This is a genomic window from Thiobacter sp. AK1 (genome assembly GCF_039822265.1).
Taxonomy (GTDB): Bacteria; Pseudomonadota; Gammaproteobacteria; order Burkholderiales; family Thiobacteraceae; genus Thiobacter; species Thiobacter aerophilum.
Window position 1 is genome coordinate 14,748 of sequence record NZ_JBAJEX010000004.1, and the last position, 16,840, is coordinate 31,587.

Consider the following 16,840-nt stretch of genomic DNA (forward strand, 5'->3'; position numbering starts at 1 on the left):
TCCGGATCAAGCGTTGGCAAGGCGATCCCACGCCGCGAGCACGAGCCGCTGCGTGCGGTATTCGCCGTAGGTGCGCAGCTCGCCTTCTTTGAGCACGCGGAAGGTTTCAGACGGGTAGTCCGCACCCATGACCTCGGCAGGGTCAAGGATATAACGCAGTTCGTCTCGAGTGAGGCCATATAGGCGCGCGTAGTAGGCGTCGAGCTCGGCGCGCAGCAGCGCGCGGCGCTCGGAGTCCCAAGTGAAGGGGCGGCCGCGCTCGGCAGCGGGGCGCGGGTCGTAGGCGGTGAGGTCCTGGCCCCAAGGCGCGAGGTCGTGCGCGGTGTAGCTGAGCTCGAGCACACGCGGGACGATGTAGGCGAGGTCGGCTTCGGTGTAGCGGTCGGGGGGGAGGATCGGGAGTTGCTTCAAGTAACCGTAAGTCAGGTGCGTGCCTCCGACCTTGGTTCGAGCAACAAAGTCGAAGGTTAGGGTGTTCCAGTTAGCCAGTAATGCCGCATTCAACGCTGCAGGATGCGCTGTTGTAAGTAGCGGCAGCGTGTGCCCCACCCCCGCCCTCGGCACCACCGCCGCAATCACGGTGCGCACGTCGGTTGCGCGGCAGATGTCGCGCCACCCCATGAGCCAGCGCGGGCTGCGTAGGTCCATCCAGGCGTCGAGCAGGTCGCGCAGCGCGTCTGCTGGCGTGCTGGCGTGCAGTGCCGCGGCAAGTGCGGCAAGCTCGGCGTCGCTCAGCCGCGCCCCATCGTTTTGCCGCGCCCATTTGGGGAAGTCGGCCAGCGCCTTGCGGGTGGTGTGGCCGTCGGCGCGCAGTGCCGCGGCAAGCAAAGGAAAGCGCTCGGCAAGCTGCTGTTCGCTGGCGGCAACGGCGCGCTGGAGCGTGGCGGGCGATGCGCCGGCGGGCTGCGCTGCGGCCCCCGCTTCGCGCTGGAACAGCGCACCGGCCACCCATTGCGCAAGCGCCAGATGCAGGTCGGCGAGCGCGTCGTGCTGCCCGGCGGTATCCCGCGCGTCACGGGCGGCGTGCAGGGCGAGCCAGGCGCGCGCCACGCGCGACGGTACGCGGGCGATGCGTGCCAACACCTCGCGCTCATCGACCCAATAGCGCGGGCGGACGGTGAAGGCGGGGTCGGCCTTTTGCGCCGCGCTCACTTCAACGGTCTTGGCGTCGGCCTCTGGCGCATCGCGCCCAGCGCGGCTGTCGCCCCCGTCTGCGCCCGGCAGGAAGCTCGCCCAGCGGTGGTCGAACTGGTGGATCATTTTTGCCTCGTACAGTGGCAGGCGCGGTGTTCCGCCGGGGGCGGCGGGCGTGGGGTGGAACAGGCCGCTGTCGGACGTCATATTGAACAGTCCCTGCGAAAACGAGATGCCCCAAGGGTTGTGCTCCGGCGTGATGACCTCGCCCGCGGCGTTCTTCTCCTCCTCCCGAATCAGCACCGGCGCGGCGCGGTAGAGCTTTTTGGTGAGCTCGGCGTCGCGCTGGCTGCGGAACACCGGGCAGGTGCGGGTGTTGGGGTTGAGGAGGGTGAACTCGTCGGGCGTCAGGGTGAACTGCCGGCGGGGGTCGGCCAGGTGCGCCACGTCGGTAGCGAAGCACACGAAGCGCGCGGCGGCGGCCTCACCGAGGGTGAGCAGGCAGAACTTTTGCAGACTGGTTACCGCGGGGAACACCCCGTCGCGGTTCTGAAAATCCAGCAGGCTGACCAGGCGACCCGACTGGCTGATGGACGCGAAGAACGCCTTGGTGGAGTCGTCGGTGGCAATGCCGGTGGGCACGATCATGCCGGCGCGCCCACCGGGCGCAGTGAGCTGGGCGAAGGTCTCGGCAAACAGCGCATAAGTATTGAGCTTTCCAATTGCTGTCAATGGATATCTACCACCGGCACGGAGGTATAGGTTGGTTGCCTCGCGCATTCGTTTAGCTTCCTTGAACTGAGCCCATAACCACGGGGCATTGAACTCAAGTTCAGCGATGGCTTTTTTGCGTTTGTCTCCCGCGAGCGCAGCAACGGACGGAGCGCGGGAAGCGAAAAACTCTTCCTCGCTGAGCTGCAATTGCTCCCACGGCGGGTTGCCGAGCATGACCGTGAATCCGCCTTGGCTGGCGATGTGCGGGAAGGCCACCCACCAGTGCAGCACGCGCGCCTCGCGGCAGGCGGCGCGGGCGGCGGCTTCTGCGGCGGCCAAAGAGGGTTCCGGCTCGTTGTGCGCCACGGCCCAGAGGTGGCGGGCGCTGGGCAGGTGGTCTTGGTGCTCGGCGGTCTTGGGCAGCAAGAATGCGCCGAGATAGAGATCGGCCAGGCGCGCAAGGCGGCTGGTGGCGGCCCGATCGCGTGCTTCTTGCCAGGCGCGCTGCTTGGCGGCGACTGCGCCGAGATCGTCGTCGGTGAGGTGCTCCACCGCGGCGGTGGACTCGGCCAGATGCTCGGCGCGGAGCAAATCGCCCGTGGAAAGCGCGCGCTGCCAGCTGGCGCATTCCTGCTTGTTGCGCTTCTTGGCGGCGCTGGCGATGGCTTTGTCGTCGCCGGTAAGCGCCGCAAAGGCGTCGTCGGGCAGGCCGTGGTCGAGGATGGCGGGATCGAGCACGCCCAGCAGGGCATCGCCGCATTGCAGGTGGTGGTCGAGGAAGCCGAGCGGCTTGTCCGGGGTCATCGCCTCCAGCCACAGCGACAGGCGCGCCAGTTCGATCGCCATGGGGTTGAGGTCCACGCCGTAGATGCAGTGGGTGATGACATCGCGCAGGGCGTGGCGGTAGTCGTCGCCGCTGGGGGTGCCCTGGGCGCGCAGTTGCGCCAGCCGCGCGGCGAGCCGGCGCGCTGCGGCGAGCAGAAAGTGCCCGCTGCCGCAGGCCGGGTCGCAGACGGTGATGGCGAGCAGCGCGGCCTGCGGATCGGCGCTGCCGGCCAGGCGCTGCTGGATGACGGGTTCGAGCGCGGAATCGAGCAGTTCCTGCACCAGGGGGTCGGGCGTGTAGTAGCTGCCGCTAAGCTTGCGGGCGTTGCCTTTGGCTTGCGCACCTTCGGCAAAGTCGAAGCGGCGCGCGTCGGCGGTGACGATGGGCACCCGTTCGAGCAGGCTCTCATAGATGCCGCCCAGTTCTTCCGGCCCCATGTCGCGCCAGTTGATGCGGGTGAGGCTGCCGTCGCTCACCATCCAGGTGAGCCGGAAGACGGCGGCGAGGAGGTCGCGGTTGGGAAGCCGCGCGGCGTCCAGATCCGGGCATTGACCGGCGGCAAACAGCCCGCCGAGCGCCGGCAGGGCGAGCAGCGGCTGGCCAGCGGCAAGCCCGGCGAAGACGGGTTTCAAGCCCTCCCAGAGATCGGCGTGACGGTCCCAGGCGCGGCGGCGGCGTGCGCGCTCGCGCAAACGCCGCAGGCTGTAGCCTTCCTGATACAGGCGCACGGTCTCTGGGTCGGCACCGGGCGGATGCAGCAGACCGCGTTCCTCGATGGTGAGCAGGAAGATGAAGCGGTATACCAGGCGCAGCAGTTGCTGGTAGTAGCCCTGGGGGGTGAGCGCGCCGCGGGAGAGGCGGTCGCGCAGCGCGGTGTTGGCGGGGTCACTCAGAAAGCCCTGGCCGAGTTCGCGCAAGGCATGCTCTACCCCGCCGCGCAACTGCTCGCGGGCGCGGGTCCCCTGCTCGCGGCTGGCGGCATACCAGACCTCGAGCGGGCAGTTTTGCGGCGGCTGATCGCCGCGGCCAAAGCGGCTGGCATGCGTGAGCAGCCACAGCAGCGAGAAATCGGCAAAGCGCTCTTCGCTGAAGATGCGTTCCAGATCGGCCTCGATCCAGGCCGGGCGCGTGAGGCTGTAGTTGTCGCGTACCAGACGCAGGGTGAGCCCATTGCTGGCGATGCCCCACAGCGCAGTGTCCGCGGCGTTGAGATAGTCTTGCAGCAGGCCAAAGGCGCTGCGGCTGCGGCCGGCGTCGCCGAAGCGGCGATCGCGCTCTTCGAGGCTTTGTGTGCAGGGCGCGATGACCAGCGGCAGGCGGCCCGCGCAGGCGGTGACGGAAAGCGGATAGTGGCGCTCGCCAATGACCTGCGGCGCGGGATCTGCCACCCCATCCGTTGCCCCCAAAACGTCGCGCAGCAGGCTGTGGACAAAGCGGGTTGTCAAGGCGCCCGGGTCGGAGGCCGTGGCGCGGGCGGCGGCAAAGTCTTTCCAGTGCGCCTGCGCAATGCGCCAGTAGCGGCCCAGCTCGTCGCGCAGGTTCAGGCCCTTGGGCACGCCGTAGTCGGCGGCGGACTGATGCGGGGCCTGGCAGGCGGCGACCTTGGCCAGCCATTCGGCAGGGAGCAGTCCGCCTTCGATGGCGATGGCGTCGAATTCGAGCGCAGGATCGGGGCGACGGCGGCTCATGCGCAGGCTCCCGGCAGCAGTACGTAGGCGGCGATCACATCCACGGGCTTGAGCGCTCGCACTTCGTAGCGTCCGCGCGCGTCGGCTGCCTCGCGCACGCGGCGGTGGTCGGCGAGCAGGCGTTCGGCCTGGGCGTCGGCCAGCCGTTCGAGCCAGGGCTGGCGTTCTCGTATCGTGTCCAGAAGGGTTTGCATTTCGCGCTGCCGCACGGCATCGGGCAGGTTGCCCAGAGCCGGGGCCTGCAGCCAGGCCAATACCTCATCGCCCTGCACTTCGACGGGATCGGTACGGCCCTGCCAGGCCACGGGCAAAGCTTCTTCGACTAGCAAGGTGCGGCTGGCGCCAGCACGGGTGGCGATGAGTTGATGGCGCAGGCGCAGCAGCAGAACAGCGGTGATGCGCGTAACCGCCGGGCTGCGCCAGACACCGATGCGTCCGAGCGTGGCGAGCTGTTGGCCATCGTGCGCGTCTCCGCTCAAGGCGCGCTCGAGCAGCTCCTCGGCCAGCGTGGCGATCAGGGGGTGGCTGCGGTGAATGAAACGGGCGCCCGGCGCAGGCGGCTGGGTGAAGTCCACGCGCAGATCGTGCTCGATGCCCACGCTGGCCAGACGCTCGCGCAGGCCAGGCGGCAGACTGCTGACCGGCACGGTGGCGCCGCGCGTGTGGAAGGTGAGCGCCGCGCCGAGTCGGGCCATCGCCTGGGTGACGAAGCGCTTGACGTCGTCGCTCGAGCCGAGCACGGCGCGCATGCGCTCCCACTCCGGCAGCACGTCGGCCGGGCGCAGGCGCCGCTGCGCGAAGACGGTGCGGTTCTTCTTGGCTTTTTCGGCCAGATCGGTCCAGCGCAGATCGAGCGCCCGGCTTTCTGCGTAGTCCTCGAAGTCGAACGCCTGCTGCGGACCGCGATTGCTGCGCAACATGACGGCCTTCATCAGCGCCTGGGTGAGCGTGTGGTCGTCGTCGGGCAGGGGCACGGGAACGCCCAGTTCCTGCCGGATTTTCTCTGCCTTGCGCAGGATGACCTGAAGCACCGCGCCATCCACGGGGTTGTTGGCGCCATAGATCAGCGTGGCGCGGACTGTCGGGCTGGGCTGACCGAAGCGATCGACGCGGCCTTCGCGCTGCTCGTGCCGGGTGGGGTTCCACGACAGGTCGTAGTGGACGATGGCATCGAAAAACTCGTGCAGGTTGATGCCTTCCGACAGGCAGTCGGTGGCGATGAGCAGGCGGCGCTCGGCCTCGCCCAGCGCCTCGACACGGCGCGCGCGCTCCTCGGGCGGGAACTCGCCCGTGACACTGTCTACCGCCACCCCGCGAAACCGGCCGTGCAGGTGCTGGCGCAGGTAGTGCGCGGTGGCGATGTAGCGGCAGAACACCACGGGGTTGAAGCCGTCGTTCAAAAGCTGCTGGAGGTGGTCGGTGAGCAGGCGCAGCTTGGGGTCGCCCGCCTCGCCAGCGAGCGCCTCGGCCTCGCGCAACAGGCCGCGCAGCACGGGGTCGCCGGTGTCGGCGGCGGGCGCCACATCGTCCTCGCTGAGCTGATCCTCCGCGCCGTCGAACAGCGGGCCCACCACATCTTCCGGTGACAGCTCCACCTGCTCGGCGGAGAGCCGGGTGCGAAGCGCCTGCACGGCGGCCGCCGGGCTGCTGGCAACACAACGCATCAGCGCCAGCGTGCCCCAGAAGGAGAGGCGCTGGCGGCGTTCGTCGTCCCCGGCGCGGCTCACCACCTCGCGGCAGTAGTCGAGCACGGCCGCAAAGAAGCGGTCCCACTGTCCGCTTAGCCGGTAGGTAATCTCCGTCGTCTGCCGCTGCGGAAAGATCCCGCCGTCGTGCCATTCGTCGATGTCAGGGCGGCGGCGCTGAACGAAATGCTGGGCGAGCTGCTCGCGCAGCTTCTCTTTGGCCTCGCCGGTGGCCGTGGCCAGCGCAGCGAATTCCGCTTTGAGCAGCGCAAGCAGGTTGAAGAAAGCGTGCTGATCGCCGCTGTGCGGCGTGGCGGTGAGCAGCACGAGATGGCGTGCGGCGTCTTGCGCGAGCTGTCGCAGCAGCTCGTAGCGTTGCTGGCGGTTCTGCCCGCTGCTGACGCAGGTGTGGGCCTCATCGACGATGACGAATTCAGGGCAGGCACGGATGAAGTCGTGACGGTGCCTTTCGGACTTGATGTAGTCGAGGCTGACGACGGTGATCGGATGGACGCGGAACAGCGATTCCCCGACCGGGATGCCGCGCTCGAGCCGTGCCGCACTGCTCGCTGTGACCGCGATCGCATCGAGATGGAAGCGTTCGGCCAGTTCCTGGGCCCACTGCTCGACCAGATGCGGCGGGCAGAGCACGGCCAGGCGCTGGATCTCACCGCGATCGTAGAGCTCGCGCGCGATCAATGCCGCCTCGATGGTCTTGCCGATGCCCACGTCGTCGGCGATCAGCAGGCGCACGGGGTCCAGACGCAACGCCATCAGCAGGGGCACGAGCTGGTAGGTGCGCGGCTCGACCGCAATGTTGCCAAAGGAGCGGAAGGGTCCTGCGCCGCGCTTGAGCGCCAGGCGCAGCGCGTCGGCGAGCAGAACGGCCTCGATCTGGCTGCCCTCTTGCACCGCGTCCGGAGGCGGGAAATAGGCGGATTCGATGCCGGGCTCGAGCGCGGCGTGAATCAGCGCCGTCTCGTCCTCGCCACCCGACAAGGGGCGCAGCCGCAGCAGCGGCGGCCGGCTTCCGGGCTGGACGATCCATTCGCGTCCCCGCACGCGAACCAGCGCGCCAGGGGCATAGTGCGGTGCAGCCGTGCTCATCGGGATGCCCCGTCAGACAGGCCGAGAAGCCGGGCCAGGCGCTGGAACATCGGCGTCCAGGCATTGGGATCGGCCGAAAAGCGCACGAAGGTGTAGCCCCGCTCCTCCCATTCCGCCTGCAGGTCGCGGCTAGTATCGGGCAGCGCCACCGCCACGTAATGATCGGGCCAGTGCAGCAATTCGGTGCCGTCGATGCGCACCTTGGCCGGTGCCGGGGCTTTGGGCAAGTGTCGCGCGGCGGCCTGCTGCCATTGGCCCCCCCAGCCGGGTGCTGGCGCTGGTTCTGGCGGTAGTTCAGCCATGGTGGGGTCGGAGGCAAGCTCGGTTTCGATTTGCGCAAGCCGCCAGAGGATGCGCCGGGCGTGTTCGTCGCGCCGGTCGATGAGCTCGTGGTCGGGTTGGTTGTAATACGACAGCAGGCATCGATAGCAGCCCGCCACACAGCGGGTGTCGGGTTGGTCGTCGATCATTGCGAAATCGGGCCATGGCGCTGCCGGATCGGTTGGTACGTCGTAATGCATGACGTGCAGTGCCTGGCGTGCGACCTGAGCCAAGGCACGGGGATCATTGACGAGCCGGGTGAGCACACCCGCGCCACCCTCGGCGGCTTCGTAAAAGAGCACACCCGTGCGGTTCTTGGCATCTGGCAGAGCCTCTGCAAGGAGTTCGGCTTCTTCTAACTGGTAGGTCGCCTCGATGCCGCGCTTGAGCGCGTGCTGCACCGTCGCCAGGGTGGTCGCCGACCAGGCTCCATGCGGCTGCAGGAGCAGCGCGTTCTTGTGGTCCTGCACGTAGGGGACGACACGCTGCGGTGGCAGTCGATCGGCCTCGCCGCTGGCATCGTTGCCCTCGTCGTCGTCTGCCTCCTCCTTCACCCACCAGCCCGTGCGTGGATTGATGAGAAAGCCGAATTGGTTGGGATTGCGGCGGCGGCGCAAGCCCTTGTTGATCCGCGTGATGGTCGCGCCAGCACCATAGCGCAGGGTGAGGATATCGCCTTCGCTGTCACGCGCCCGCACGCTGCGCGCGTCCACGCGGCGATTGCGGATGGCCCACTCGAAGACGGTTTGCAACTCGAATGCCTGCCGCTGGCGCTCTTCGTCGTTGGCGGTGATGCGTTCCGTGGGTTCTGTGTCCACGTTGTCGATGCGGTAGAGACCATTGATCACGGTCGCGTCGGCGAGAGACTGCCCGCAGGCGTGGCAGTCGTTCCAGTGGGCTTCGAAGTGAGCGGCCCCGCAGTGCCGGCAAATGCGTACGGCACGGGTGCTGAGGTTGCCGTCGGCGGTGGCCTGTTCGGCTGTGGAGAGCGCGATGCGTGCGCGCACGACGCGATAGGCTCGTCCTTCGTGGTAGACGAGGCTGCGCGGGCCGAACTCGGACAAGGCCAGAAAGCGAGGCCGTTGCAGGAAGGTGTTGCCCCTGCGCACGTCCAGACGACCTGGGATGTAGGCCATCAGCGGCAGACGGGGAAAGTTGTATCCGGGCAGGAACCCTTCTGTGGCCAGATAGCGGTAGGTGTAGAAGTCGCTGGAGAACGACTCGTGTCCGTGCAGCAGCAAGTCGATCTGATCGAGCGCCTGTCGGAGCCGGCGCTTGGCATCTTCGCGCTCACGCCTGTCGGTGATGGTGTAGTTGTCTAAGGTGGCCTGCGCCAATTGCTTTTGTCGCTCAGCCGATGTGAACAGGGCTCGCCAGCGGTTGAACGCCCGGTCGAAGGCATCGAGTGCATTGGCGATCACGGCTTGCGCATAAGACTGCGCGTCGGTAAACCAAGGGGCCCTTTGCGGTGAAAGATGCGCTTGGACTTGGCGCAGCACGGCGACGGCGCGACGGTTGGCCTCCTCGGCGACGACGGGCCGAGCGAGCGCAGCAAGGATGGCTTCGGACACCGGCTGTCGCGGCAGGCTTGGGTCAACGATGTTCGAGATGGAGCCGTCCAGCTCATGACGGCTCGCGGCCAGCCAGATGGCTTGCAGGTGACTTTGGATGAGGTCTTGATTGGCCAGATCGATCAGCGGCGGCTTGACGACGCCGTGAACCATGCCCGCGGCATCGCGGAAGAAATACTGGTCGTGGGGACTGCGCGCCGCGCAGTACGTCACGATCAGCGCCGCCTGACCGCTGCGCCCAGCGCGCCCAGCGCGCTGCACGTAGTTGGCTGGCGTGGGCGGCACGTTGCGCAGATACACGGCGTTGAGCGCGGAGATATCAACGCCGAGCTCCATCGTCGGCGAACAGAACATCACGGGCAGAAAGCGATTGGGCTCGCCCAACTGTCGGGCCTTGTCAAGCAATTCCCCGCTCTTGAGGCTATCAGACTCGGGCTTGCCGAAGCGGAAGCGGGCCTCGCGTAGCGCGCGCAAATCGCCATCGACCTGGGCGGTATGCTCGCGGGCTTCCAAGCCGAACAGGAAGCAGCCGTCATGTTCGAGCAAGTCGGCGACGGCGGTATATAGGTTCCGAAAGAACGCGTTGGGACGAGTGCCCGCGTCCGCCGCTGCACGGAATCGAATGCGCCCGGCGTTGAGCCGGAATCCGGGGATATTGAACGGGGTGTTATCGTCACGGCGGATGAATCCGCCGCTCTGCGCGGCACGAATCAGAGCCACCAGCAAATCCTCATAGTCATTGCGGCTCAGTGAAGCCGCTTCAGGTCGGCCCCCCCACAAGCGGGAATTTCGCAAGGCCTTGCCGAGGACGGTCTGCAAGCCGCCGCGAAGCACTAGTTCTTCGTCTGACCCACGCAAGGCATTGCGCGGCGGTGGCACCACAAACAGCCAGCGCCATCCCAAGAGGCGCTCTTCCCGGCCAATGCTCCAAGGATCGCGCAGCAGGCGCAGCGCGTCGTCCTTGCATTGGTTGAGACGCTGCGGATCGAGGGCGGCGGCGTCAACCGCAAGCCCCTTGCGCATGTGGTCGAACAGACAGCGGTAAACGGCCTTACGCACCTCGGGCGCGGCGTCGCGAAGCAGCGCTGGTGTGTTGCTGAAAAGCGCGTCGTTGGCGCAGAAGCCGTCGAGGTCGACGTACTCGGTTTGAAGCAGGCCAAGCTCTTCGAGATTGGGGTTGGTGTAGCGCCAACCCCGCCGCTGGTCGTACCAGGCGCGATAGGCCAGCACAAAGCGCAGTGTCTCTTCTGCATCCGCGAGATCGCGCGCAGTGGCTTGCGGATCCTGCATCCATTCGCGCCGGTGACTGTCGGCCGGATCGCCCTGCGGCGGCTTGTCAAAGCCCAGCGCGGTGCGTACGGCCGCGCCGAGGCTGCTGTCGTTCAGGCCGGCAGGGCCTGCGTTTCGCAAGGCGCGGTAGATCGCGCCGCGCAGCAGGCTCACAAACGCAAAGTCATTGAAATGACCCGACTGCAAAGCGGCATCCTGCCTGTTGTCGGTGAAGCCCAGCAGCTTGCGCTTGTCTTCCGGAACTCTGCTTTCCGCGCCATGCATCCAGCGCAGTGCGCTCATGGTCAGGATGGTCGAGGCGGAGCTGCGGCCTTCGGCCGAAAGCGATGCCAGGCGGTTGCTATCCTTGCCCTGCGCCCCATGAACAGCGCGACAGCGCAGGCAATATCGGAACTTGCCCGGCATGAACCAGACAGGGTTTCCTGTTCCGACCCGGCCACCAGGGTCAACTGAAAGTCGTTCTGCTGCCAGATGCCGGTAATCGCGTTTGAGGCGCGCTTCTCCAGCGCGTGTCGTTTCGATCCATGTTTCCGGGTAGTCCTCTGGAAGACCCTGGAACTCCAGTGGATCGGTCGGACTCAGCGGCAGGACAAAACCCAACCGTTCTGCCTGCTGATCATCGTCGCTGGAATCCTGGCCGTCTCCCGCGGCGGTCTTTGGCATGTCATCGATGTCGCGGGGCAAAAGCTTCTGGCCACCATCCTCGCGGATCAGTCGAACAGGGTGATACTCCTGTCCGCAGTCGCGACAGAAATACGTGGCAAAGAGTCGCTTGGTCGGATCGGAAGGCAGAAACTGCTGGCCTTCGAGCTCGACCGGGCGACTGCCCGGCACATCCAGCGTGGTGAACACCAAGCCTGCGCCGCTGATGAACTGATGCAGGCGAAACGCGAAGAATGCCCGGTCAGATCCACCGGGACGACGGTTGCGCTCTGGCGATGCAGCCAGCAACAACAGAGTGCGAAGAGCCTCGCCGCATGCGCGTTCGTCGCGCCCGGCCTCGCTAGCGAGCAGACGGGCAGCTTCCGCCATGGGGCGCGGATGCGCACGCGTCCATTTGCTGCCGGTTTCTCGAGTGATTCCAAGACGCGTCTCGACCCAGATGGCAAGCGGATGGGTTCGGAGTTCTTCGTTCGAGATCGACCGACTGATGCCGGCGTCTATCGCTGCGCCAAGCAGTGGGCGAACCGAATCGGCTGTCTGCGCTGGATCTGTGGCGCGGTCGAGATCCTCCGTGATCACATTGAATGGCGAAATTGGCGTCGCGAACAGTATGGAAGCCACCTCAGCCACTTTCTGGTTCCGATCGTCCTGGCTCCCACCCGATGACATCGTCGCCGAAGTTCCGATGCACAAAAGCCTGTCAGGAGCCAGGCGTTCCCGTACGCGGCGCACCAGCATGGCCACATCCGCACCCTGCCTTCCGCGATAGGTATGCAATTCGTCCAGCACGAGAAACTGCAGACCAGCGCAGTTTTCGATCACCTTCCTGTCGGTTTCGTTCTGCCGGGTCATGAGCATTTCCAGCATCATGAAGTTGGTCAGCAGAATGTCGGGCGGATTGTCCTTGATCCGGTCGCGCTCCTCAGAGGTCTCCTGGCCGGTATAGCGCGCAAATGAAACGGGGCTGTTGTCTCCGATGAACTTGATCAGCTCTTCGCGCTGGCTGTTGGCCAGCGCGTTCATCGGATAAATCACAATCGCGCGCGTGCGTGGGGTGCTGTCATGCCTTTTCGCGCGCAGAACTGCATCTACGATGGGGATGAAGAAGCACAGCGACTTTCCGGACCCGGTTCCCGTGGTCACCACGAAACTCTCGCCCTTTGCGGCGAAGGCGATCGCCTGTTCCTGATGCGTGTAAAGCTCGATCGGAAAACACTCCGCGGTTTCAGGCAGGATTTCCCTGCGGGCCGCGAGCTGCGATGTGTGGTCGCCAGGTTTGTAGCGCGGATTGATCTGTATCAGCGGTTCAGGCCAAAAGTGATTGCTGTTGTAAGCGGCCTCCACTCCTGCGCGGATATCGTCAGCACGGATGGAGGTGAACGAACGAGCGAAGCTGCTGTAGTCAGAGACCAAGCTCTCCCGTAGTTTGAATACATCCATTGTTCTCCCTCCCTTGAACCCCAAGCGAGCCGCCGTAGTGGCGAGCCTGCCAATTGCTTAGAGATTTACTTTGTCCTCTTGTCCGGGGCCGATCCGGGCCGCTGCTTGGCCATATATTCTTCGATTGCCTGTCGAACGACCCATGCCAACGACACCTTCATGCTCGCGGCGAGCCGCTGCAGTTGTGTATCTTTCTTTCTGTAAATTCCGTTCCGCTGCCACCGCAGGGCGGTAGGCGGTGAGTCTGTCGCCATGACATCGAGAAAGGAGCATATTCACCCTGGCGATGCGACTCGAAGCAAACCCCTTGCAGGCGGCGTATGCCGCCCTGCTTGAGAATGGTCTCGATGGGGCGGCGAAGGGCAGCGTTCTGGTCAACGAAGCTGCCAAAATCGAACGAAGCGAGTTTAGTTGTGTGTGTCAAGTTGTGCAAATATGCAGATCAGGTAATTGGTTGATCTCCGTTGCGCTGTCGGTGCCGCGTAGGGGGGAGCCCCAAGCGGTGCCGACAGCGGCTAGCCGCGTCAGGCGGCCAGTCTCAGCGCCTCCTTTTTCTGCTCCGCCAGCAGCGTCATGTTCAGGTAGCGACTGTCCTTTAGCCACGCTTCGTGGGTCTCGACGCACAGCGCCCGGATCAGCCGCAGGCAGGCGTCCGCGTTTGGGAAGATGCGGACAACACGGGTGCGGCGCTTGATCGCCTCGTTGAGCCGCGCCAGCATGTTTGTGCGCTTCATGTGCTTGTGATGGGCGCGCGGCAATCGGTAGAAGGTCAGTGTCTCGGCGATGTTCGCTTCCACCCAGTGGACCAGCTTCGGATACTTGCTTTGCCATTTGCCGATCCAGGCCGAGAGGTCACGATGGGCCTCCTGGATGTCGCGCCGGTCGTCGGTCCAGCGCAGCGCCTGCAGGCAATCGTCGTCTGCCTTCCGCGGCAGGTCGTCCAGGGCATTCCTCAAGAAATGCACATAGCAGCGCTGCCAGCCGGCTTCGGTCAGGACCTCCCGGATGGCCTTCTTGAGGCCGGCATGGTCGTCGGAGACGACGAATTGGACACCGGATAGCCCCCGCTGCTTGAGCCGAATCAGAAAGTCCTTCCAGCTGCTCTGGCTCTCGCGGTTGGCCAGCTCGACCGCCAACACCTGGCGTTGCCCTTCCCAGTTGATGCCGATGGCGATCAGCACCGCCCGCTGCTGGATCACACCCGCTCGTAGCGGGCGTTGAGGATCAGGTCAGGATGGGGTTCGGTCAGAAGGCGGTTGGCAAAGCGCGCCAAGGCATCATCCAGCCCCTTGTTGATGGCACTGATGGCGCTGGCCGAAAAACTGTGGCCGCAGCGTTCTTCGGTGATGGCCTTGACCTTGCGGGTGGAGACGCCCTGCACATACCTCTCGGCCAGCGCCGCCACCAAGGCCTTCTCGCGCCTGGCGTCGCGCTCGAACAAAGCCGTAGAGAATTCGCCGCTTCTGTCCCGCGGCACCCGCAGCTTATTGAGCATTACGTAGGTAGGTCACACCGTTGTGTCGTCCCCGCGAAAGCGGGGACCCAGGAACATGGCGAGAAATACCCTGGATTCCCGCTTTCGCGGGAATGACGTTTGACTTACGCAGCCTGTCAACGACTTACGTTACGCTCAATAAGCGTGCCGATGCGGGTGATGAGGCTGCGGCCGTCGTCGCCCGCACGGTCGCCATTCCTGCTCTCGGTCCGCTCGCCTGGCGCCGCCCCCAGAAATTCGGTCATCTCGCCTTCCAGAACCTCTTGCAGGGCTTCCTTCATCAGCGCCTTCATCAGGTCGCGGTCGCTTGCGACCGCTTCCACTGCCAACATCTTCGTCTTATGATTCCTCGTGGTCATGGTTTGCCCTCCTTCAGGGTTCAAGGTCGATCTCAATCATCAACCTCTTACCATGACCACCCGCCCGCTCCCTACTGCCTGCAAACGCTTTTGCACATTAAGTCAGCACACTACCCGCCGGCTCGCTTTACCTGGCCAGAATGGCCGCCGAGTGGCGCTAAAGCGTCTCCCACCACCCCGGGGGGAAGAGTCCGTCGAAGGGGTTTTAGCGGCGATTGCTAGCGCCTGAGTCTGGCCAGCGCGGCGGCCATGGCACCCTGGGCCGCAGGCGCATCCTCGCGCCGCTGGTTTTTGCTGCGCCGCCCGCGCCCCACTTCGCTCATGCCTCGCGGCGCCGCCTCCGCCCCATCGGTAAGCCGCATGCTGAGGGAAATGCGCCGCCGCGGCAGATCCACTTCCAGCACCTGCACCTTGACCACATCGCCCGCTTTCACCACCGCGCGCGGGTCCTTCACGAAGCGTTCCGAGAGGGCCGAGACGTGTACCAGCCCATCCTGGTGCACACCGATGTCCACGAAGGCGCCAAAGTTGGTGACGTTGGTGACCACGCCTTCCAGCACCATGCCCGGCTTGAGATCGCGCATGTCTTCCACGCCCTCCTGGAAACGGACGGTGCGGAATTCCGGCCGCGGATCGCGGCCAGGTTTTTCCAGCTCACGCAGGATGTCCCTCACCGTGGGCAGACCGAAGCGTTCATCCGTGTATTTCGTGGCCGGCACGCTTTGCAAGATCCGGGCATTGCCCAGTACCTCGCGCAGACTCCTGCCCAGGTCGGCGAGGATGCGCTCCACCACGGGATAGGCTTCCGGGTGCACAGCGGAGGCATCCAGGGGGTTGTCACCCTGCATGATGCGCAGAAAGCCTGCCGCCTGCTCGAAAGTCTTCTCACCGAGGCGAGGTACATTCTTCAGCTCCTGGCGGTTGCGGAAGGGACCGTGCGTGTCACGCCAGGCCACGATCTGCGCGGCGAGGCTCTGATTGAGCCCCGAGATGCGCGCAAGCAGTGGCACGGACGCGGTATTGAGATCCACCCCGACAGCATTCACGCAGTCTTCCACCACCGCATCCAGGGCACGCGCCAGCCGCGTCTGGGACACATCGTGCTGATACTGACCGACGCCGATGGACTTGGGATCGATCTTCACCAGCTCCGCCAGTGGGTCCTGCAGACGGCGCGCGATGGACACCGCGCCCCGCAGCGTAACGTCGAGATCCGGGAATTCCCGTGCCGCCAACTCGGAGGCGGAATACACCGAGGCACCGGCTTCCGACACCATCACCTTGGTCAGGCCCAGTTCCGGATGACGACGAATGAGCTCGGCCACCAGTCGGTCCGTTTCGCGCGAGGCCGTGCCATTGCCGATGGCGATCAGTTCGATGTGGTACTTCTTCGCCATCGCAGCCAATGCGCGCAAGGCGCCCTCCCAGTCGCGTCTGGGTTCGTGGGGATAGAGGGTGGCCGTATCCAGCAGCTTGCCGGTGCCATCCACCGCGGCCACTTTCACGCCAGTGCGCAAGCCGGGATCGAGCCCGATGGTGGGGCGCGGGCCAGCGGGCGCGGCGAGCAGCAAATCCTTGAGATTACCGGCGAAGACGCGAATCGCCTCCTCCTGCGCGCGCTCGCGCAGGGCATGCATCAGCGTAAGCTCCAGGTGCAGGGAAATCTTCACCTTCCACGCCCAACGCACCGTTTCTAGGAGCCAGCGGTCGGCTGCGCGGCCCTGATCGCGAATGCCAAAGCGGGCGGCAATAAGCGCCTCGCAGGGATGGGTCGCGCCGGGCTCGGCGGTGAGTTCTGAATCCAGCACCAGTGCAAGCTGTAGCACCGCCTCGTTGCGTCCCCGAAACAGGGCCAGTGCGCGATGGGATGGAATGCGGGCCCAGGGTTCCGCGAAGTCGAAATAGTCGCGGAACTTAGCGCCCGCTTCTTCCTGGCCCGCCACCACCGTCGCTTTCACCACGCCGTGTTGTTCCAAGTAGGTGCGCAAGCTTCCCAGCAGCTCAGCGTCCTCAGCGAAGCGTTCCATCAAAATCTGGCGCGCGCCTTCCAGCACGCCTTTCACATCCGGAAAGCCGGCTTGCGCGTTGAGATACTTTTCCGCCTCGTCTTCCGGGCACAAAGTGGGGTCAGTGAGCAGCGCCTCGGCGAGCGGCGCGAGTCCCGCTTCACGGGCGATTTGAGCCTTGGTACGGCGTTTGGGCTTGTAGGGCAGATAGAGATCTTCCAGCCGCTCTTTGGTCTGCGCTTGCGCGATCTCGTTCGCGAGTTCTGGCGTGAGCTTGCCCTGCTCCTGAATGCTGGCGAGGATGGCGGCGCGGCGCGCCTCCAGCTCGCGCATATAGACCAAGCGCTCTTCCAGCGTGCGCAGCTGGCTGTCGTTAAGCCCACCGGTGGCCTCCTTGCGGTAGCGGGCGATGAAGGGCACCGTCGCGCCATCGTCGAGCAAGGCGATGGCAGCGCAAACTTGTTGGGGTTTGACGCCAAGTTCGGCGGCAATGCGATGTTCGATGGGTGGAAGCATGGGAATCGGGCGGGCTACGGCAAGG

Annotated in this window: 5 protein-coding genes and 2 pseudogenes; 1 reads left to right on the forward strand and 6 read right to left on the reverse strand. The window is 65.4% G+C overall.

Features of this window, described 5'->3' with window-relative positions:
• Positions 1–6: 6 nt before the first annotated feature.
• From V6E02_RS06310 to V6E02_RS06320, 3 genes are read right to left on the reverse strand one after another with little or no spacing between them, the layout of a single operon-like run.
• Positions 7–4,362: an Eco57I restriction-modification methylase domain-containing protein gene (locus V6E02_RS06310; RefSeq protein ID WP_347307936.1), complete on the reverse strand. Its 4,356-nt coding sequence runs from the start codon at positions 4,360–4,362 to the stop codon at positions 7–9.
• A complete protein-coding gene (locus V6E02_RS06315) occupies positions 4,359–7,154 on the reverse strand; it encodes a DUF8741 domain-containing protein (RefSeq protein WP_347307937.1) in 2,796 nt (931 codons plus the stop codon). The genes V6E02_RS06310 and V6E02_RS06315 overlap by 4 nt, the downstream gene beginning before the upstream one ends.
• Positions 7,151–12,439 (reverse strand): DEAD/DEAH box helicase, encoded by a 5,289-nt coding sequence (locus V6E02_RS06320; RefSeq protein WP_347307938.1) that lies wholly within the window; start codon positions 12,437–12,439, stop codon positions 7,151–7,153. The genes V6E02_RS06315 and V6E02_RS06320 overlap by 4 nt, the downstream gene beginning before the upstream one ends.
• Before the next feature lie 280 nt (positions 12,440–12,719).
• Here V6E02_RS06320 and V6E02_RS06325 point away from each other — a divergent pair.
• Positions 12,720–12,848, forward strand: a pseudogene (locus V6E02_RS06325) (IS256 family transposase); the annotation flags it as partial.
• 115 nt (positions 12,849–12,963) lie between these two features.
• Here V6E02_RS06325 and V6E02_RS06330 read toward each other — a convergent pair.
• The 3 genes and pseudogenes from V6E02_RS06330 to V6E02_RS06340 form a co-directional block, all read right to left on the reverse strand.
• Positions 12,964–13,925, reverse strand: a pseudogene (locus tag V6E02_RS06330) (IS256 family transposase); the annotation flags it as partial.
• 125 nt (positions 13,926–14,050) lie between these two features.
• Positions 14,051–14,293 (reverse strand): transposase, encoded by a 243-nt coding sequence (locus V6E02_RS06335; RefSeq protein ID WP_347307939.1) that lies wholly within the window; start codon positions 14,291–14,293, stop codon positions 14,051–14,053.
• 218 nt (positions 14,294–14,511) lie between these two features.
• The gene (locus V6E02_RS06340; protein ID WP_347307940.1) at positions 14,512–16,815 is read right to left on the reverse strand and encodes a Tex family protein; all 2,304 of its coding nucleotides are present in this window, start codon (positions 16,813–16,815) and stop codon (positions 14,512–14,514) included.
• Between the last annotated feature and the right edge of the window lie 25 nt (positions 16,816–16,840).

Coding starts and splice junctions, on each gene's coding strand:
- V6E02_RS06310 (WP_347307936.1), bottom strand. CDS start 4,362: ATGAGCCGCCGTCGCCCCGATCCTGCGCTCGAATTCGACGCCATCGCC.
- V6E02_RS06315 (WP_347307937.1), bottom strand. CDS start 7,154: ATGAGCACGGCTGCACCGCACTATGCCCCTGGCGCGCTGGTTCGCGTG.
- V6E02_RS06320 (WP_347307938.1), bottom strand. CDS start 12,439: ATGGATGTATTCAAACTACGGGAGAGCTTGGTCTCTGACTACAGCAGC.
- V6E02_RS06335 (WP_347307939.1), bottom strand. CDS start 14,293: ATGACCACGAGGAATCATAAGACGAAGATGTTGGCAGTGGAAGCGGTC.
- V6E02_RS06340 (WP_347307940.1), bottom strand. CDS start 16,815: ATGCTTCCACCCATCGAACATCGCATTGCCGCCGAACTTGGCGTCAAA.